Raw genomic sequence first — 19,327 nt, 5'->3', positions numbered from 1 at the left:
AGGACTTACGACGCCGGGACCTCCTCACCGGGTAGCGCGCCTCCGATGAGAGCGAGGTTTTGGATGAGGGCCAGTCCGAACTGGGCGGTGTCGTTGGTGGAAACAGTGGGGGCCTCGTCCACTGGTTGAAGGACGTAGGGCGGGAGGATCTTCTTCAAGGTGAAGGCCTCGGCATGGTTCAGGTTCTCCCCGCCCTCGGCAAAGCCTGCCCAAGCCAACTCCGCCAGGTCCGGCGACTCGAGTCGGGCTGCCGCGTAGGCCGTGAGCCGGCTGTGTGCCTGCGTCAGGTAGATGCCCGCCAAGGGCTGTCCCACTTCCGCTGCCTGCTGCTCAGGCGAAGCCAGGAACAGCCGGCAATACTGCAGCCACGCGTTCTCAAAGGATTCATCGGGCACCAAGCTGATGAGTTCGCTGCAGATTTCGACCAAACCGAACACGGCACTCAGGTGCGAGACGCTGATGGCTTCCCTGCCGGCGTCGAACCTTCCCTTGTCCAGGTCGTAGAGCGCCTCGCCCGTGAGGAAGCCGTATTTCAGGGCGCCGATATCGGCCATAGTGCCCAAGAGCCGGTCGCGTGAGCGGGGGTTTCCGGTGCGTTCCCAGTCGGTGAGCCAGGTGGCTGCGAGCGAGCCCCAGTCCGTACCGAGCCCGACGCCCAAGGCGCCGCGGTCCGGGCGGTAGGTATCGGCGTCGGGCCTGACTTTGCGGACGGGGTCCAACCCGAGGAAGTTCTGGTCGCTGTCCACGAGTTCGGTGAGGAGGTCGCCGGTTCGTTCGTCGGCGGTCAGGTAGTAGTAGAAGCGACGGTAGGCCGGGGTGCTGATGCGCAGTTGCTTGGCGCTGCATCCCCAGTGCTGCACATTGTGCCGCGAGCCCAGACCGCGCCATGGGCCTAGGTGGTACACATCCACTTCGCCGGTATGGCGGGTCATGGCCTCGGCGAAGCGGAAGACGTCGGCGCGGCCCGAGCGGAGGTACATGTACCAAAGCCAGAGGTCCGGCGAGAGTTCCGAGTTGTCCCAGGCGTAACCGCCGACGTCGTACCGCCAGACATGCCGGTCGGAGTCGTAGGTGTGCATGACGTCTCCGTAGTTCCAGAACCCGTACCAGCGGCGTTGCTCGGTTTGGCCCTGGTAGAAGTCGAACAGGAAATCCAGTTTGTCTTCCAACTCTGCCCGGGTCGGGGTACTGCGGTCCACGGGTGACCAGTCACCGAAGACTCCGGCGGCGTGCAGGTACTCGGGCGATGGCTGCAGAAGCGCGGGAGTGGACGCCGAGAGGGCATCGGCCGCGAGGCTTTCCGTGGAGGGTGTGGCGTCATAGGCGAACAGGGTCAGCTCATGGGTACGTCCGATGCCGGTGGGATTGCCGAAGCCGGGCTCGTAATCCTCGTACGTGATCTCCAGGCCCTCGAGTTGTTCCTCAAAGGTGTCCTGCCCCAAGCCGTCATGGTAGAAGCGGAGGTCCATGGGCTGCGCTTCGGGGGAGAAGAGCCACGCCGTCATTGTGGCTTCTGCAGTTGCGGCGCCGCGGATGTCCAGTTGGCCCGGGTGCGACTGCCAGAAATCTCGCACGCCAACCCCGAATCCGCCCCGGAGGTCACTCAGCGAGCAGAAGCCTGAGGACCGCGTTCCGCCGGAAATGCCCACCCAACCGTGGCCCGGAGCGGTACGTTTCCGCAGCTCAAAACCGTCTGCGCTCAGCTGCGTGAGCGTGTAGTCATTCCACGAGGGGATGAGGTGCAACCGCTGGGAAACCAGCGGGCTCCATTCGGTGGGCGGGGGAGTGGGTTCGCCGGCAATTTGGGCTTGGCGTACGGCCTCTCCCGGATCCCTCCGCAGGCCCGTCAACCCGCGGACCGCTTCCACGAGAAAGCCTCCGTCCGCGCCGGCGATCCGGACGTGGCGATCGTGCAATTCGCTCTCCAGCGGGACGCTGAACTGGACTCCCAGCCCGGCGAGGAAGTCCGTATCCGCCTCGCCATCCCAAATGAAGGAATGCATCATCCGGATGCTCCGCGCGCCGGCGTAAAGGTAGAAGCGGATGGTGAACGGAAGCCATTCCCTTTCGCCCAGGTCCGCCCGGTGACGGCCCTCCAACCGCACGACCGCCCGAACAGGGCCGTGCTGCTCCACCGTTACGGACATGACGTGGCCGGTGAAACCTTGGCGGGTTGTGCTGCCGGCTCCCTCACTTAGCCCGGTCTGGAGAAGACTCACGAGTCTGCCATCCTTCGCTACCACCGAACCGTCGCGGGTCAGCGGACTGAAGCGGGTCAACGTACTGAACAGCGTGGGGCCTGATCGGGGGAGCACCATCTCCAAGGTGCCGGTAGAGACCGTTACAGACTCTTCCGTTTCGGTGACCGTCACCTCAGGTGAGCGTTCGACGGCGGCTGCCGGGCCGCCGTCGTGCTCTGACGGTGGGTGCGCGGTGCCTTTGTTGGTGGTGACGCTGTATGCCGCCGATGGCTGATCCGTGGCGCCGACCGCTAGGCCCGCCCACTTGAGGGAGCCGTCGGGCCAGGTAGCGAGCGGCCAGGTTTGGGCGTTGATGGCCTCGCCGCTGGCATCGAGGACGGACAACTCTTCCGCGCCCCGTACGGTACCCCGTGGAAAGGGCATCCCCCACGTCGTGCCGCCGCTAAGCCTGGCGGGCGGTTCGTCGTCGAGCCACGTGATTGGGGCGTGCTGAGTCATGTTCGATTCCACCTAAAGTTCCGGAAAGCGCTTTCTTTGGTACGTTTCAAAAACCTACCTCCGGGCGTTGCGGGCCGCAAGAGGTGACCGCGGAATGATCCCAAAAACCGTCCCTGGCGACTAAGGAGAAGCGTGGGGGAGCAGATCGTGCGGGGGAATCGCGATGGACTGCGAACGCCTGATGCCATTAACGGCCGGCAGAAAAACCGGCGACGGCGGGAGTGTCGCGCCGTCGTCGGCGTATCGTTTAAGTCCCGGCCGCCTCTTGAAACGGACTTGTGTCATGGCGCGATTGATCATCATGGGCCCTCCAGGTTCCGGCAAAGGCACGCAAGCGGAAGTGATCGCCCGGCATTTCTCGATCCCCGCGATCTCTACGGGAGACCTCTTCCGTGCACATGTTCGGGACAAGACGGAACTCGGCGCAGAGGCCGGCGAGTACATGGACCGGGGTGAGTTTGTTCCTGACCATGTCACCACGGCTATGCTCCGCCAACGCCTGGAAGACGCCGATACAGGGAACGGGTTCCTCCTGGACGGCTACCCGCGCAATGTCATCCAAATTGGCGCCCTTGATGAGATTCTGGCCGCAAAACAACAGGCACTTGAAGTGGTTCTCGTGCTGACAGTGGAAGATGCCGAGCTCGTTGCCCGCATGCTTCAACGGGCTCAGGAACAGGGCCGCAGCGACGATACTGAACCTGTGATTCAGCGCCGGCTGGAGCTGTACCGGGACGAGACGCAACCTGTGGTGACTGCGTACAGCCAACGCGGAATCCTGTTGATGGTGGACGGCTCCGGCGATCGCGAATCGATCACGGCTGCTGCGATCGCTGCGGTGGAGAAGGCCTTGGCGGCTTAGCGCGCCACGGACGAAAGGCCGGAGCCAAGGGCCCGGAGATAGGCCGCGAATCCTTCGGGTGCCCGGGCCTGCAGCCGCCCGGAGGTTATCACCTTGGTGGTGTCAGTGGCGATGACCGCCAGCCCGAGCCGCCGAAGGCGTTCAACCAGGACCCGGTCCTCGTGGGACCTTAGCCTCGGAAAGCCGCCCGCGGCCAGATACGCAGAAGCACGGACGCCAAGGTTTGCCCCGTAAATATGGGGATGGTCCTCCCGGGAGGGGTGCAGTTCCCGCCAGCGTTCCAGGACTGCCTCGTCCATGTCCCGGGAATCCGGCTCCACGGATCCCAAGATGGCGTCGGCACCGGCGTTGGCAAGTTCCACCTGTCGCACCAGCCAGTGCCCCGGGACGGTGGAGTCGGCGTCGGTGGTAGCCAACCACGTACCTGCGCCTGCGCCTGCGGCGAAGGGCAGGCGTTCCAAGGCTGCACGGATGCCGGCGTCGCGGCTGGCGCCCGTGCTGCGAAATCCGACCTCCACCGGGAGGAAACGGAGATCAGCCAAAGTGTACGCAGCCGTGATGCTGGAGGATCGGTCCGTGCAGGCGTCCAGGACCACAGCGATTGAAACCCCGATTCCGGCGTGCTCGCGCTGAAGGGCATCCGCCGCGGTCTGCAACGCCGCCAATGCTGAGCCGATGTGCCTTTCCTCGTTGTGGGCCGGCATGACCACCGCGACGCTCCGGATTTTTTGCCTCTCCGCGGCGGTCACAGCGTTTCACTCGGGGCAACAAGGATCTCCAGCATGAAGTCCCTTTCCCGGTAGATTCCATGCGCGGGCCACGCAAGATGGCTGCGGGCCATTGCGTGCACCGCTTCCGCGTCCAGTTGCCAGCCCGAGATCGGGTGCCGCCAATGGCAAAGAAGCAGGGTGCCGCCGGGCCGGGTGGAAGCTCGAATCCGGTCCAGCAGTTCGCTCAGTTCTTCCGGCGAAAGGTAATAGCCCGTCTCGGACAACACCACCAGGTCGAAGGTCCCTTCTGGCCACTCGTCCGGCACAGTGAGGTGGCGGGCTTCGGCCGATGGGTATCCGGAGAGCCGCTGTCTTGCCTGGAGCAATGCCGTGCTGCTGGCGTCCACTCCAAGGAACTGCCGGCAGCGCCTTGCGAGTTCCTCGCTGAGGGTGCCGATGGAACAGCCCAGTTCCAAGCCGGAATCATACGACTCCTTGGGCAAGGCCCCCAACGTCAGGGCCCGCTTGCGGCGTTCGTACCAACTGGAGGAGTAGTCCCACGGATCCTCTTCACGGGAGTGAACCTCGTCGAAGATCCGCTCTGCGTCTGCTGCTGTGTTGCTCCCCGCTGTGAATGGGTGCCAGGCGAAGGTCTCGAAGTGACGGGAAAAGTGCTCCAGGAAAGTCCCGGACAGCAGCGTCTCATCACCCGGCTGCTCGGACAATGGTTCCACTTGCGAGGCATGGGCGCCCATTGCCTTGTTCTTGGCTTCCCGCTCCGCCGCGGTTAACGGGACCCGTACCCATGACTGCCACGCGGCATCGCCGGGTCCTGCCCAGAGCCAATACCAAATGGGGTACTCCAGCAGGCCATGGCCTCCGGCGCCGGCAACCCTGGCTGCGATCGAGCCCAAGGTGTCGTGGTCTGTGTGCCCGTCCGAGCGGTAGGGCGCCACGATCACCACGTTGTCCGCCGGATGGCCTGACGTTGCTTCGCGAACCGCGTCTTCGATTCGATCTTCATGGGCGGCCAGCCGCCCGTCCGGCAGCTCCAGGAATTGCCACGCCGCGCTGGGAGCCAGCCCGGACACAGCCGTGTCGAACTCATTGAGCCTGACGGCGGCAAGCTGTTCCGGCGTCGTGGTTTGCGACTCCGGGTGCGAGGCTTCGCCGGCTGTGCAGAGCAGGAGCTTCACGCTTGCCCCGCCGTGGTGGAGCTTGGCAAGGAGGCCGCCGGCGCCGAGTGTTTCGTCGTCCGGATGCGCGGCGAGCACCACAAAGGCCATGCTTGTGAGCCTGCTTGCGTCGAGCGGCAATTCCGGCAAGGCAGCGACGCCGCTGGCCGCCCATTCCGCCTCGGTTGTTCCCGTGTCTGCGTGCGAGAAGCTCACCATCCGGCGTCCCCATCCAGAGTCAAGGCGCCCAACTGCGCGTCGTCGCGCAGGGCGTGGTGCTGGCGAATGTATAAGGACAGGTCCGCTATTCGTTTTCCGTACGCCTCGTTGAAAGCCAGCGGGCCCGGTCCGAGGTTCTGGCTCACAACCGTTAGGACACGTTCGACGGCGGCGGCAACAGTCCCGCGGACGCGCAAGGCTTCGCTCCAGGCGCTGGAGCCGTCCGCACCTGAATCGGCCAGGCCGCCGGCGTCGATCCGTTCGGCTGTTTCGGCCAGGTATCCGCCGACGGAGGTGAGGATCCGGTCCACCTCGCCCAGGGAAGCGAGGGCGATCTGGTCCGGGTTCCGGCCGTTTCCTACGCCCGCGGCCAGGGCTGCCCTGAAGTCACGGGCCATTGCCACGGCTCCGCCGAACCAGCACGAGGCCACTCCCATGCCACCCCAGGCGAAGCCGGGACGTTTGAAATACCAGCCCTCGTCGCCCACCGGTGCTGCCTTCACATGCTCGAACTGGACGGTGCCGCTGGGGATTTCCTGCAGGCCGCGGCTGGTCCACTTCGGGGTTTCGCACGATACTCCAGGGTCCTTCAGGCTGACGGCGAAGGCCGTCCTGCCGTTGCCTTCCGTGTGGGCTGTGATGATGGCATTGTCCAGTTGGGCGGCCAGCGAGCACCAGGGTTTGGCGCCGTTGAGTACGTAGTTTCCGGCAGGGCCGGTCTTGGCCTCGAGTTTCATGCCGGGGCCTTCGGCCGCGAAGACCCCCCACGTGCCTGTCTCGATTGCTTCGGAACCGGACTGGGCCAGGATTGCGAGGGCGTCCAGATGGGGTTCAAGGACGCGTCCGGCGGCCACGTCCACAGCCGTTACGGACGCCAGGAGTTCCCAGAGCTTGGCTGTGTTGCCCTCGCCAGGTTTCGGGGCAGTGTGTCCTATCTCCCCGGCAATAGCCAACAGTTCAGGGATGTTACCCACGGCCGACCGGATCTCTTCGAGTACGGGTTCCAGGGCTTGAAGTTGAACGGACTCGGAACTGATGCGTACGGGATGGGCTTCGGGGTCGCTCATGGAGTCAAGCCTAAACTAAGGAGCCTTAGGTTATGGGCTGGGAGAAGCAAGAACGACGGCGGGAGGGGCCGATGCTTGGCATCGCGCCGAGGTGCGACGGAGGTGAGCAGTGCGCTGGGTTTCCAACGAGTTCCGCCAGCTGAAAAGTTCCCATTGGTCTCCACATGACGCAGGCTATTCACAAGTTTTGTCACATGAATCACATCATCTTGTCATTTCACGTGACAAGATTCCTACGCTGGAAAGGTCAATGTTCCCGAGCCTTAGGAATTCCAGTGCCACAACCAAACGACTCCGCTTCCATCTCCACCGACTCCCACAGTCCGCCCGGAAAGAACCCGCCTGGCAAGAACCCGCCCGGCAACCCCTGCAAAGCCGGAAGTTTCCTCAGCAACCTTGGAGCGGACCTCCCCGCATCCCTCGTAGTCTTCCTCGTTGCACTTCCACTCTCACTCGGCATCGCCGCCGCCTCCGGAGCGCCCGTCATGGCCGGGCTCATCGCAGCCGCCATCGGAGGAATCGTCGCCGGCAGCCTAGGCGGCTCCCCACTTCAGGTGAGTGGTCCCGCCGCCGGGCTGACCGTCGTCGTCGCCGGTCTGGTTGATGAGTTCGGTTGGCAGGTGACGTGCGCTATTACTGCGGGCGCCGGCGTCGTGCAGTTACTGCTGGGCATTAGCCGCGTAGGCAGGGCGGCACTCGCCGTTTCGCCGGTGGTGGTCAAAGCGATGCTGGCCGGCATCGGCATCACGATCATCCTGCAGCAGTTGCATGTGCTTCTCGGTGGCCAGGCGGCTGGGTCCGCCGTCGAAAACCTGACCGCACTTCCGGTGGCCATCACCAATGTCGAGCTGCACTCCGCCCTTCTGGGCCTGGCAGTCGTGGCCATCCTCCTCGCCTGGAAATACCTGCCCACCGCAGTGCGGAAGATTCCCGGCCCGCTGGCGGCGGTCGTCGCTGTCACCGCTTTGTCTGCAGCAGTTGCGCCCAGCGTCGAGCGCATCAGCTTCAGCGGTTCGCTGTTCGACGCCGTTGCCCTGCCAAGCTTGCCCGACGGCAACTGGCGTGCCGCGGTCATGGCAGTCATCACGGTAGCCCTGATCGCAAGCATCGAGTCGCTGCTGTCCGCGGTCGCGGTGGACAAGATGCACGCGGGCACCCGGACCAATCTCAACCGGGAGCTCGTCGGCCAAGGCTCCGCCAACGTGGTCTCCGGAATGCTCGGCGGCCTCCCCGTGACGGGCGTGATCGTCCGCAGCGCCACCAACGTTGAGGCAGGCGCCGCGAGCCGTACATCCGCCATCCTGCACGGCGTGTGGGTCCTGGTGTTCTCGGCACTGTTCGCCGGTCTCATCCAGCTGATCCCGTTGTCCGTGCTCGCAGGCCTGTTGCTCGTCATCGGCGCCAAGCTCATCAAGGTCGCCGACATCAAGACCAGCCTCCGAACCGGCGACCTCCTGGTCTACGTGGTCACGCTGGCATGCGTTGTTGTACTGAACCTGCTCGAAGGCGTCATTATCGGCCTCGCGCTCGCGGCCCTCTGCGTGTTGTGGCGGGTGCTCCGTGCTCAGATCCACGCCCAGGCTCCCGCGGGTGAACAGCTACCGTGGCGTGTGACGATCGCCGGGTCCTGCAGCTTTTTCGCCCTCCCTCGACTAAACCGCGTGCTGCACTCCGTGCCCGAAGGGCAGGACGCAGTGGTTGAACTCAACGCCGATTACCTCGATCACGCCTTCCGGGAGGCTCTGGTCGCCTGGCAGACGCAACACCGCTCGAGCGGCGCCTCGGTGGTGTTGGAGGAACACGGAACCACCGCTTTCACCGACGCCGCGGACAACACTCCCCAGCGCCAGGATCCACGCGAATTCCCGCTGCCGCCCAGGACTTCCTGGCAGTCGTCGCCTCTGGATGGTGCCCACCAGGAAGCGCACGACGACGGCGGGCAGCTTCCGCTGCGGTCGATCCTCCTTGGCATCGACAAATACCATCGACGCTACGCAGACAAGGTTCGTCCGCTGGTGCAGGATCTGACCGAGGGGCAGAACCCGGACACATTGTTTGTGGCCTGCGTCGACTCCCGGGTCAATCCGAACCTCATCACCAGCAGCGGCCCGGGCGACCTTCTGACACTGCGGAATATTGGCAACGTCGTGTGCCCTGACGGCAGGGATGCCTCGATCGACTCCGCACTGGCATTCGCGGTCAAGGGCTTGTCCGTGGACTCGATCGTGATCTGCGGCCACTCCAACTGTGGCGCGATGAAGGCTGTAATAGCCGACGCCGAGGGTGCGGCCGCGGCCTTGGGCCGGGGATTCGATGCCTGGTTGGAGCACGCCCGGCCGAGCTACCGCTCGCTGTTGGACGGTCATCCTGTCGCCCTTGCTGCCGAAGCTGAAGGCTACAGCCGGCTGGACCAGCTAAGCATGGTGAACGTCGCTGTCCAGCTCCAGAAACTCGAAGAGCACCCGGTTACCGGGCCCGCTTTAACAACTGGGCAAGTGCAGGCCACGGGCTTGTTCTACGACATCTGCACCGCCCGGGTGGTCCTGGTCACGCCGCAGGGCATCGAGCAACTGGATCCGAGCATGGCCGTTCACTAGCCTGCCAGCTGGCGTGCGTTGCTTGCTTGCGTTGGCCTCCGTTGCTTCGTGACCTGCTTTGAGCCGACACTGGCCCCGACACGCCGATACCTGCGGCGTGTCGGTGCCGTCCGGCTGCCAAAGGGGGTCGTGAAGCAACAGGGCTCCTTCCTGTGGGGATCTTTGGCTCGAGAGTAGCCCTCGGCCCTCCCCGAGGCCCAGCAAAGTGCGGAATACTGGAGCCGGAACCACGATTTGCGTCAGGAGCGGACTGCCGTGCGAGGAGGTGGCGAAAACGTGAACGCGGAGAACAACGCCTTCAGGCGGAAGCTCGAGCGGGGCGCGGAATTGCGGGCCGTCCGCTCGTGGGGCGGCAATGCCGAGGAAGACGCAGAGCTAGAGGCGGCCGACGCAGAAGACCGGGAGAAACGCCGGAAGGTGGACGATGCCGCGCGGGTCGAATATTTGATCCGGGATGCCATGAACCAGGGCAAGTTCGACAACCTCAAGTACGCCGGCAAACCGATCCCGGGCTTGGGCGAGCACTATGACCCGGACTGGTGGGTCAAGGGCCTCATTCAGCGTGAACAACTCAGCGGGATCGGGCCGCCAGCCATCCTGCTACGAATCGAGGACGCTGAACTCGACGCAAAGCTGGATCAGCAGTACACGGAAAAGCAGGTCCGCGACATCCTGGAGGACTTCAACAAGCGGGTCGTCGAGGCCCGTCGCCAGCTTCAGGGCGGCCCGCCTGTGATCACCAAGCTGCGGGATGTTGACGCCGAGCTGGAACGTTGGCGCGAGCGTCGGACTGCGGCGTCTCCACCTGAGCCGGAGCCGGAGGAACCAGTCAAGCGAACGTGGTGGCAGCGGCTCTGGAACGGCTCCGGCTGAGCTGTACTTCTGCTGGATCATCCAGCAAAGATTCGCCCCCACCAAGCAGCGGACGACGACGGCACTCAAGTGCCGCCGTCGTACGCCTGTTGCGTCCGTCGAATCCGTTAGGCGAAGCTGTCTTCCTTTGCCTGTTCCGACTCTTTTCGTCCACCCTTGATCAGCGACGACAGGTGCGCCTGCTGTTGGCGGAAATGCCCATGTGCCGTGAGGCCGAACTCGTAGGCCGATTCTGCGTGCTGGGTGAGGTCCACTCCGGTGATTTCGTGTTCGTGGGCCACACGGAATCCGATGGTCTTGTGAATAGCGCGGCCGATCACAAGGGTGCCCAGGCCCGAGATGGCGATGGTGAGCAGCACGGCTACTGTCTGCGCCACGAGTTGCTGCACGCCGCCGCCGTAAAGGAGGCCACCGGCCACGCCTTCCTGGGGGAAGGCAACGAAGCCAAGTGAAAGCGTGCCGATCACACCGGCGCCGAAGTGCACGCCCACGACGTCAAGGGAGTCGTCGAAACCGAACTTGTACTTCAGGTCCACAAACACGGCACAGGCGGCGCCGGCAACGAGTCCCAGGCCAAGGGCTGCGAGCGGGGTGATGTTGGCGCAGGAAGGGGTGATGGCCACCAGGCCGGCGACAACGCCGGAGGCTGCGCCCAACGATGTCGGGTGTCCGTGGCGGATCTTTTCCGTGACCAACCAGCTCAGCATCGCAGCGGCAGGAGCCACCAGGGTGTTGACCCAGATCAGGCCTGCCTGTTCAACAGTGGTTGCAGCACCGCCGTTGAAGCCAAACCACCCGAACCAGAGGATTGCTGCGCCGATCATGATGAACGGAACGTTGTGGGGGCGGTGGTTGGGGTCCTTGGCGAATCCGTGACGCTTTCCCACGATCAATGCGAGGACGAAAGCGGCGGTACCTGAACTGACCTCAACCACGGCACCGCCGGCGAAGTCGATCACCTGGCCGAAGATCTGCGTGACGGCTCCACCCGCGCTCATCAGGCCACCGCCCCAGATCATGTAAGCCAGCGGGCAGTAAACCACGGTGACCCAGATGGGTACGAAGAGCGCCCAAGCGCCGAACTTGGCGCGGTCGGCGATGGCACCGCTGATGAGTGCCACGGTGATGATGGCGAAGGTGGCTGCGAAGACTACCTTGAGGAGATCGGGCGAACCGATGAGGTCCTGGAGGCCGAAGTGGGCGAAGGGGTTGCCGAACAGGCCCAGGAAGCCGTCGCCGGTGGTCATCGAGTATCCCCACAGGACCCAGACCACGCCAACAATGCCCGCAGAGATAAAGCTCATCATGATCATGTTGAGCGCTGCTTTGGCGCGGGTCATGCCGCCGTAGAACAGGCCGAGGCCCGGAGTCATGAAAAGCACCATTGCCGATGACAACATCAGCCAGACGTGTTGCGCAGAGATCTCCACTGCGTTCCCTTCTGATCAAGCCTGTCCGAAACGGGCCCCGTGTTGCACGGCCCTCACTACCCCCGGATCAATATTCGGTGAGCTATGTTTCCGACTCAGAAGAGCTAAGTTGCAGGTAAGTTACAGAAACCCCACGTTCGTGAAGATCACGTGACTGGCATGTTTCGGGGATGTTACCGGCGCTTCTCGCTTGGTCATTTTCGCGGCCCTGTTTCGCCCGGTCATTTTTCGCGCGGCCCTGCTGGGTATCCGTCGCGCCTGCTGAAGATGATGATCGCCAAGGCAGTGGCCGTTGGCAGCGCTGCGGCCAGCGGCACCAACTGAGCCCCAACCGTGGTCAGTGCCAAAGCACCGTAGCCGGCACCGACGGCGATCCCTAGCTGGATGGTCACTACCGTGAGGCCGTTGGCCGCATCCTTGTGCTCCCCGCCGGCTCGAAGGATTGCGGCCTGGTTGTAGATGCCGATCGCTCCGAAGGAAACGCCCCAGGCAACCATCAGCGCGAAAACCCCCACCCACGTGCCGCCCAGAACCGGCAGCAGCGCGAAGGCAAGGAAAAGAAGCCCGACGGCGGTAATCACCGAACGCCGGGGATGGGAATCGGCGGTCAGGCCAGCAATCCAGATCCCGACCAATCCTGAGATCCCCACCACAGACAGGGAAATGCCAGTGAGGGCCTCGGGCAATCCGGAGGCGAGCAGGAAAGGGGCAACATAGGTAAAGAGTGTGAAGTGTGCCAGCAGCAAGAGTGGCCAAGCGGTGGCCACGGCGATCACGCCCGGTAGCTTGAGCGCTGCCCGGATCGACGGCGTCTTGTGGGTGCCCGGATCATGCGCAGCAGGCAGGAGCCAGAACGCCAAAACTGCCAATAGGACGCCAACCCCGGCCAGGACCACGAAAGAAACCCGCCATGTCATGAGCGTGCCCATCAGTGTGCCAATCGGAGCACCGACAGCCAACGCGATGCTGGTCCCGCTGAAGACGACGGCCATGGACTTGCCCACCGAGTGGGCAGGAACGATGCGCGCCACATACGGCGCCATGCTCGACCACAACATGCCATGGGCAATTCCGCCCAGAAGCCTTGCGACGATGGCCACTTCGAGATTTGGGCTCAAGGCCAGCACGACGTTGCTAAGGGCGAAGGCAAGCACGGTCCCGATCAACAGGGTCTTCCGTGGGACGCGCCCGCCCAGAAGCCGGGACAAGGGAAGGGCCGTGAAAACGATGATTGCTGCATATGCTGCGGTCAGGGAACCCACAGCCGATTCCTCCACCCCAAGATCCCGGCTGATCTGGGGAAGCAGCCCGGACGGAAGCAGCTCTGTGGTGACAGCCGTAAAGCCCGCGGCAGCAAGCACCAAAAGGCCACCCCAAGGGATCTTGCTCGCTGCCCGGGTTTTCGCTGGGGTTGGCTTGGTCTTTCCTTTATTGGGTGTTGCGTGCATCTGGGTTTCGACCGCCAAAGGGTCCTGCTTCAAAGATTGCTCCTCAGGATGAATCACGTTGTGGGGCATGTTCGTGAATAGTCCTCTCAACGCTACCCAGCCAGTGGGGCGCGAGGGAGGCTCTGACAGAAACCCCTTTCTTGGGGCGCAGAGCAGGCCCCGCAAGAAACCTAGCGAGCGTAGAGTTCCGTGAAATTCCTCAGGACCCGCATGGGTTCCGTCACGGAGGCATGCTTGGCGGTTTCGATGAGCTCGTCGGCAGCGTCCGGCGGAAAATAGCCTGCGTCCTTGTAGATGTTAATCCTGGTGACGAGGCCATCCACGTCCAATTCCGGGTGGAACTGCGTGGCGTAGAGATTCTTCTTGATGCGGAACATGTGCACAGGGCAGGCCGCGGAACTCGCGAGCAACACAGCGCTTTCCGGCAGTTGGCTGCAGGCTTCCTTATGCCCAACGAACGCTTCGAAAGTGTGAGGCAGGCCTTTGAGCAGGGGATCGCGTTCCCCGTCTGCGGTCAGTTTGATCTCCGTAGCACCGACCGGTTCGCCGTAGCGGCGGTCAATGATGGCTCCCTGATGAACACCCAACGTGCCAACGCCGTAGCAGGCACCCAAGAAGGGGAAGTCCTCGGCCACGATGCGATCCAGGAGGGCTGAAAGTTCTGCTTCGACGCGAAGCTGGGTCTGACTCTTCTCCTCCACAGGGTCGCTGGAGGTGTAAGGACTGCCGCCCACGATCACGCCGGAGTAATCGGCCAAGTCAACGGCTGGCAATGGTTCCGCCTCCAATCTGAAGCGGACCAATTCCTCAGCCCGCAGCCCGCAGTACCGGAGGTAGGCCTGGTACTCGTCATCCGCTGCTGCGTCTTCAGCACGGGTGGCCAACAAAAGGAAGGGCTTCACAGGCCCAGTCTGCGGGAGGAATGACAGGCTTTCAAAGTCTTTCTGCCTGTTAGGCGCGCTTTGCGCCCAAGACCCGGGATTACCGCGCAGACCGGGCCCCGCAACGCAGTCCCACTCAGCGAGGTGCGGCGGGCGACGTGCTCGGGCCAGGGGAAGGCGGGGGAGGCGGCGGGTTGAAGGCACCGCTCGGATAGAGGGCGGTGGCCTGCATCATGTAGTTGGCCCATTGCGGCCCGGCAATCATGTAGCCGTCAAGTGACTTGTAGAACTTGCCGTTGATGGTGACGTTTTGTCCTGCCCGCTGTTGTCCGGCGGACGTGTCGCCAAAGAATGAGGCTGTGGCGAGCCGGGTGGTGAATCCGGCCACCCAGGTTGCGCCGTTGTTGTTCGAGGTGCCGGTCTTTGCCGCCACCGGGACCTGGTTCTGGACTTTGGGTTCGATGTAGACGCCGGATCCGAGCTTGAGTACGTCCTGCAGGACCGCTGTGACTCCCCGGGCCACAGCCGGTTTCACAGTCTCCTTGCATTGAGGGGTTTGTGCTGGGTACTTCCTGCCTTGTGAGTCGCTGATGTCGGTGATGGCGATTGGTTTGCAATAGGTCCCATCGTTGGCGAATGTTGCGTAGGCGCTCGCCAGTACAACGGGAGCGACGCCGATGGACCCCAAGAGGTTGCCGATCTGGTGCATGTTGATGGGGGCGTTGTCCAGTCCGCTATGCAAACCGACCGCGTCTACCATTTTTTGGATGCCGCAGAAATCCAACTGGGCCGCAGTAGCGAATGTGGCGGTGTTAATGGAGTTGTAAAGGCCGTAGTTGATGGGCATTGGGCGGTAGTAGCCCTCGTCGTTGTTCTGCAGGTCATCATCTGCGCCGAGGTTTTGTGCCTTCTGCGCAGTGCTGTATCCACCCAGCACCTTTCCGCAGCTGGATCGCCAGGGGAAGCCAACAGGGTAGACACGCCGGGAAGCATCCACCACGGCAGTGGGCGATTTGCCCTCGTTGAGCCACTCCGCGAAGATGAATGGCTTCATGGTGGAACCGGGTTGGAAGCCGCCTGCACCGTTGAGGTCAAGGCCGTTTTCGTCCTTCGCATCCACGCTGAAGTTCAGCTGGGTATCAAACTTCCCGTCCTGGGGAACGAACACCGTGTTTTGGGCCATGGACAGGATCTTGCCTGTGCCCGGTTGCACGGTTGTCATGGCAGCTCCCCACTTGTCCGGGTTTGCGCCAGCGGAGGCATCCACTTGTACTTGGGCCGCTGCCTGCAACCGGCTGTCCAAGGTGGTGGTGATCGTGAGCCCGCCCCGGTAGAGGAGACGTTCGCGATCCTCCATGGTTGCACCGTAGGCCTCATTGTTCATGATCAGGTGGGACACGTAATCGCAGAAGTAGATGGCAATGGAGGCGCCCGCGCAGCCTTGCAGGGACGGGGTAATTTTCAGCTCGACTGGTGAAGCTACTGCCGTGTCATGGTCTGCTTGCGTGATCTTCCCCTGTTCGAGCATCCTGTCCAGTACCAGGTTTCGTCGATTGAATGCTGATTCCGGCGCTGTTGTGGGGTCGTAGACGCTGGGTCCATTCACCAAGCCGGCCAGAAGAGCGGCCTGCGGCAAAGTGAGGTCCTTCGCTGACGTGCTGAAGAAGTATCGCGAAGCAGCTTCGATGCCATACGCGTTCCGGTTGAAGAACACAATGTTGAGGTACCCCTCAAGGATTTGGTCTTTGCTGAAGCGTTTTTCAAGCTCCAGGGCGAGCTTGATCTCACGGAGCTTGTCGCCCAAGGACTTGTCCCCGCTGAGCACCACGTCCTCTGGCCGGCCCTGCGAGAGCCGGGACTCGTTCAGCACGTTCGTGACGTATTGCTGCGTCAGGGTGGACGCGCCTTGCCTGGTTCCCTTGGTCACGTTGGATGTCAGTGCGCGGATGATGCCCTGGGCATCAACTCCCGGATGCTCGTAAAAGCGACTGTCTTCGATGGCAATGATCGCCTGGCGAATGAAGGGGGACATCTGGTCCAGCGGAACCTTCACCCGGTTTTCTGCATAAAACGTGGCGATGTGCTGCCCATCGGCAGTGACTATGTTGCTGGAAAGGGATGGCGAATTAACATCCAACTGGCTGGGCAGGCTTTCGTAAAAGCCGATGGAACCGCCCATGGTTGTGCTGGTGAACTGAACCACCGGCACCATGAAGCCGCAGATCAGCACCCCGCAGAGGGCGCTCACGAAGAAAAACCCGAAGATCCTCAAAAGGACCTTGCCAAGACCTAACCGTGGACCCTTGTTCCGCGCCATTTCGTGCCATTCCGTCGAGATGTCAGGCTGAAAAGTAGCTACAGAATACGTCTGCGGACGCCACCGATCCATGGTTTTGGGGCCTGAAAAAGGTCCCAAATTGGACTCAATCCAGTGGCAGTGTGACCCTCACAGTGGTGCCCCGCCCAAGCTGGGAGTCGATCTCAACTGTCCCTCCGGCGTCGTGGACGGCAATGGACATGAGCAGCAGGCCGAAGCCATGGCGGCGGCCGCTGGGGGCGGCGTGGATTTCGAAACCTTTGCCGTTGTCCATGATCGTCAGTTGGATTCCGTGGTAGACGGCGTTGAGGCGGATGGTCAGTTCACTTGCGTCGGCGTAGTTGAGGGTGTTGCTGAAAGTCTCCTGGGCTACGTGGTACAGCAGTGCGGCGGATGCGGACGAGATTTCGATGCCGTGGTGGGGTGTGCTCCAGTGGACGGTCACGCCGGAGCGTCGAAGCGGTGCAGCAAGCCTGTCGATGCATCCCGCGACACCCAGGGCGTGGAAATCCACGGGGTGCTGGTCCTGGATGATGCCCTTGACGGTGATCACCTCTGTTAGCGCTGCTGCCTGTTCCATTGGTCCCCCACATCATTGTGATTCTTGCTGGTTTGTTCGTTGCCGAAACCCTGATGGATTGATGGAATGAGGGCTCCGTCTGCTTCCAGCGTGGCGCGGCATCATCAAGGACTCTGTTTGTTTGGCTCAATTTCCGATCAAGTTTGTGCGGCGGCCTTGCGGAGGCGGCACACTTCATGCGGGGGCCCGACGACGGCACGTACGCACCGCCGTCGGGCCCTGTTTGTGGGGGTCTAACTTTCCTGTGGAAGCTCCGCGAGCAGGTCCTCGTCGCCGTCCCTGGGGTCGCCGCCGCTGAGTTCGCCGGAAACGCGCGAAATCGCCGGAAACCTCCAGACGAACTGGCAGCTTTCCGGCGATCTCGGCGCAGGGCGCAGACTAGGTGAGCTTCACCTGGCGGTTCATGTCCTTGTACAGCAGGTAGCGGAACTCGCCCGGCCCGCCGGCATAGCAAGCCTGCGGGCAGAACGCGCGGAGCCACATGAAGTCGCCGGCTTCCACTTCCACCCAGTCGTTGTTGAGCAGGTACATGGCCTTGCCCTCAAGGACGTACAGGCCGTGCTCCATGACGTGGGTCTCCGGGAAGGGAATCACGCCGCCGGGTTGGAAAGTGACGATGTTGACCTGCATGTCGTGGGCGAGGTCGCTGGAGTCCGTGAAGCGCGTGGTCTTCCAGACGTCGTTCGTGTCAGGCATGGAGGTGGGCTCCACGTCCTTCTCGTTGGTGACGAAGGACTTTGCTTCGAAACCCTTCAGGCGTTCGTAGGCTTTGCGGATCCAGTGGAAGGAGACGATGTCGTCGGAGACGTTCTCCAGGCCCCACTCGGAACCGGCCGCGAGGTAGGCGTAGCCGCCCTCCTCGAGGTGGTGCAGTTCGCCGTCGAGCGTCAGGTTCACCTGGCCCTTGGTCACGAAGATGACGCCTTCAACGCCTGCTTCGAACTCGGCCTTGGGAGCCCCTCCGCCGGGGGCGATCTCCACGATCAACTGCGAGAACGTGGTGGCAAAGCCGGAGATCGGCCGCGCAATGATCCAAGAGCGTGTGTTGGAGAATCCAGGCAGGTTGCTGGTGACGATGTCCGTCATCACGCCCTTGGGGATCACGGTGTAGGCCTCGGTGACGATCGCCCGCTCCGTGGTGAGGTGGGTCTGCGGCGGCAGGCCGCCCTGGGGGTAGTAGTACTTACCCATGCGAAAAGCTCCTATCAGTGGGAAGTCGGTTGTGCGAGCCGCGGGTGCGCCAGTGCGGTCAGCTGTGAAAGTTCGACGCCGGCAAGCGCCTTGACCTCGTCGGTCCCCACTGCGCCGCACTGGACGCCCCGAAGAACGAAACCAGCGAGTGCACGGGCGGTGGCGGGCTCATCCATGACGCCGCCTTCGGTGCGCTCCACATAGTTCCGGAGGCGCAGCGCTGCGGCAGGCAGGCCTTCGCGGTAGAAAGCGTACGACGCCGAGAAACGGCTGGGGAGTTGGGCGGCGTGGAGATCCCAGCCCTGGTAGTAGCCGTTTTCCAGGGAGCGGCGGACCAGCCGGCCGTGGAGCTTCCAGGCGTCTTCAACTGCGTCGCCTACGGGAATGATGTTGGTGGAACCGTCAGAGAGGCGGATACCCGTTCCGGCGACAGCCAGCTGCATGACTTCCTTGGCGAAATCAGCAACCGGGTGCTCCATGGACTGGTACTCGGCCGAGATTCCCAATGAAGCGCTGTAGTCGTACGTCCCGTAGTGCAGGGCACTGATGCGGCCCGGGACAACGTGGGGGAGCTGCGCCACAGGGGAGGTTCCGTCGGCGCCCAGAATGAGCTGCGGGGTTTCCACCTGCACCTCGAAACGGAGCCTGCCGGCGGGGAGTCCGTGGACTTCCTCGAGGCGCGAGACCGCGAAGTCCATGGCCTGCACCTGGGCCACCGTGGTGACTTTCGGCAGGGTGAGGATCAGCCCGGCGGGGAGTTCCCCTGCAGCAGCCAATGTGGACACGAACAGATCCAAGGTGCGAAGGCCACGGGCACGTGTGGCTGCTTCGAAGCACTTGAAGCGTATGCCGATGAACGGCGGAGCAGTTCCCGCTGCAACCGCAGCAGCAACAGCGTTGGCGGCAGCAACGGCGTCGGCGTCTTCTGCCTCGTCACCGCGGTCTCCGTAGCCGTCTTCGAAGTCCAAACGAAGGTCTTCGATCGGCTCAGCGGAAAGTTTCGCAGCGACCCGTGACGCAACAGCAGCAGCCAAATGAGGCTCCTGGCCCAACAGCTGGCCGAGCTTTTCCAGGCCACCGTGAGCTTCCGCCGTCGCGAGCGCCTGGGTACCCCAATCGGCCGCAAATGACGGTGTGAAGCGGTCCGCCGGGATGTAGACGGTGTGGATGGGCTGGCGTGAGCCGTCGTCGCCGGGGTAATTGCGGTCAAGCAACGTATCCGTGGCGGCGAGCTGGGACTCGATATGAGCCAGATCTGAGGAAGAGAATGAGCCCATC

At 63.1% G+C, this 19,327-nt stretch carries 14 protein-coding genes; 3 read left to right on the top strand and 11 right to left on the bottom strand.

What is annotated here, in order from left to right; translation table 11 throughout:
- Nucleotides 1-5: 5 nt before the first annotated feature.
- Nucleotides 6-2,699 (bottom strand): exo-rhamnogalacturonan lyase family protein, encoded by a 2,694-nt coding sequence (locus KSW38_RS18970; protein WP_216926500.1) that lies wholly within the window; start codon nucleotides 2,697-2,699, stop codon nucleotides 6-8.
- Between the two features lie 283 nt (nucleotides 2,700-2,982).
- On the opposite strand from KSW38_RS18970, the gene KSW38_RS18965 reads away from it, so the two are divergent.
- A complete protein-coding gene (locus KSW38_RS18965; RefSeq protein ID WP_216926499.1) occupies nucleotides 2,983-3,561 on the top strand; it encodes an adenylate kinase in 579 nt (192 codons plus the stop codon).
- Here the strand turns inward: KSW38_RS18965 and KSW38_RS18960 are convergent.
- Genes KSW38_RS18960 through KSW38_RS18950 form a run of 3 tightly spaced genes read right to left on the bottom strand, consistent with a single transcriptional unit; the run spans nucleotide 3,558 to nucleotide 6,732 of the window.
- Nucleotides 3,558-4,265, bottom strand: a complete 708-nt coding sequence (locus KSW38_RS18960; RefSeq protein ID WP_216926604.1) for a glycosyltransferase family 2 protein — start codon at nucleotides 4,263-4,265, stop codon at nucleotides 3,558-3,560. The two genes, KSW38_RS18965 and KSW38_RS18960, sit on opposite strands and share 4 nt — an antisense overlap.
- Before the next feature lie 41 nt (nucleotides 4,266-4,306).
- The gene (locus KSW38_RS18955) at nucleotides 4,307-5,665 is read right to left on the bottom strand and encodes a bifunctional PIG-L family deacetylase/class I SAM-dependent methyltransferase (protein WP_216926498.1); all 1,359 of its coding nucleotides are present in this window, start codon (nucleotides 5,663-5,665) and stop codon (nucleotides 4,307-4,309) included.
- Nucleotides 5,659-6,732 (bottom strand): acyl-CoA dehydrogenase family protein, encoded by a 1,074-nt coding sequence (locus KSW38_RS18950; RefSeq protein WP_216926497.1) that lies wholly within the window; start codon nucleotides 6,730-6,732, stop codon nucleotides 5,659-5,661. The genes KSW38_RS18955 and KSW38_RS18950 overlap by 7 nt, the downstream gene beginning before the upstream one ends.
- Before the next feature lie 275 nt (nucleotides 6,733-7,007).
- On the opposite strand from KSW38_RS18950, the gene KSW38_RS18945 reads away from it, so the two are divergent.
- Both KSW38_RS18945 and KSW38_RS18940 read left to right on the top strand, forming a co-directional pair.
- Nucleotides 7,008-9,329, top strand: a complete 2,322-nt coding sequence (locus KSW38_RS18945; protein WP_216926496.1) for a SulP family inorganic anion transporter — start codon at nucleotides 7,008-7,010, stop codon at nucleotides 9,327-9,329.
- A 276-nt stretch (nucleotides 9,330-9,605) separates the two neighbouring features.
- The gene (locus tag KSW38_RS18940) at nucleotides 9,606-10,202 is read left to right on the top strand and encodes a DnaJ family domain-containing protein (RefSeq protein WP_216926495.1); all 597 of its coding nucleotides are present in this window, start codon (nucleotides 9,606-9,608) and stop codon (nucleotides 10,200-10,202) included.
- A gap of 107 nt (nucleotides 10,203-10,309) precedes the next feature.
- On the opposite strand, the gene KSW38_RS18935 is transcribed toward KSW38_RS18940, so the two are convergent.
- The 7 genes from KSW38_RS18935 to KSW38_RS18905 form a co-directional block, all read right to left on the bottom strand.
- Entirely contained in the window at nucleotides 10,310-11,632 is a 1,323-nt protein-coding gene (locus KSW38_RS18935) for an ammonium transporter (RefSeq protein ID WP_216926494.1), read from the bottom strand.
- Between the two features lie 221 nt (nucleotides 11,633-11,853).
- Nucleotides 11,854-13,080 (bottom strand): MFS transporter, encoded by a 1,227-nt coding sequence (locus KSW38_RS18930; RefSeq protein ID WP_216926603.1) that lies wholly within the window; start codon nucleotides 13,078-13,080, stop codon nucleotides 11,854-11,856.
- 170 nt (nucleotides 13,081-13,250) lie between these two features.
- Nucleotides 13,251-13,982 (bottom strand): glutamine amidotransferase, encoded by a 732-nt coding sequence (locus KSW38_RS18925; protein ID WP_216926493.1) that lies wholly within the window; start codon nucleotides 13,980-13,982, stop codon nucleotides 13,251-13,253.
- Between the two features lie 115 nt (nucleotides 13,983-14,097).
- The gene (locus KSW38_RS18920) at nucleotides 14,098-16,278 is read right to left on the bottom strand and encodes a transglycosylase domain-containing protein (RefSeq protein ID WP_216926492.1); all 2,181 of its coding nucleotides are present in this window, start codon (nucleotides 16,276-16,278) and stop codon (nucleotides 14,098-14,100) included.
- A gap of 106 nt (nucleotides 16,279-16,384) precedes the next feature.
- Nucleotides 16,385-16,858, bottom strand: a complete 474-nt coding sequence (locus KSW38_RS18915; protein WP_216926491.1) for a sensor histidine kinase — start codon at nucleotides 16,856-16,858, stop codon at nucleotides 16,385-16,387.
- 378 nt (nucleotides 16,859-17,236) lie between these two features.
- Nucleotides 17,237-18,049, bottom strand: coding sequence for a bifunctional allantoicase/(S)-ureidoglycine aminohydrolase (locus KSW38_RS18910; protein WP_216926490.1), 813 nt, complete (start codon nucleotides 18,047-18,049; stop codon nucleotides 17,237-17,239).
- Nucleotides 18,050-18,063: 14 nt separating this feature from the next.
- Nucleotides 18,064-19,326 carry a DUF6986 family protein gene (locus KSW38_RS18905; RefSeq protein ID WP_216926489.1) on the bottom strand — a complete coding sequence of 421 codons (1,263 nt, stop codon included), beginning with the start codon at nucleotides 19,324-19,326 and terminating at the stop codon, nucleotides 18,064-18,066.
- Nucleotide 19,327: the final 1 nt, after the last annotated feature.

The organism is Paenarthrobacter aromaticivorans (assembly GCF_019038615.1).
In the GTDB taxonomy this organism is placed as follows: Bacteria; Actinomycetota; Actinomycetes; order Actinomycetales; family Micrococcaceae; genus Arthrobacter; species Arthrobacter aromaticivorans.
This window is presented reverse-complemented; position numbering and strand designations above follow the sequence as displayed.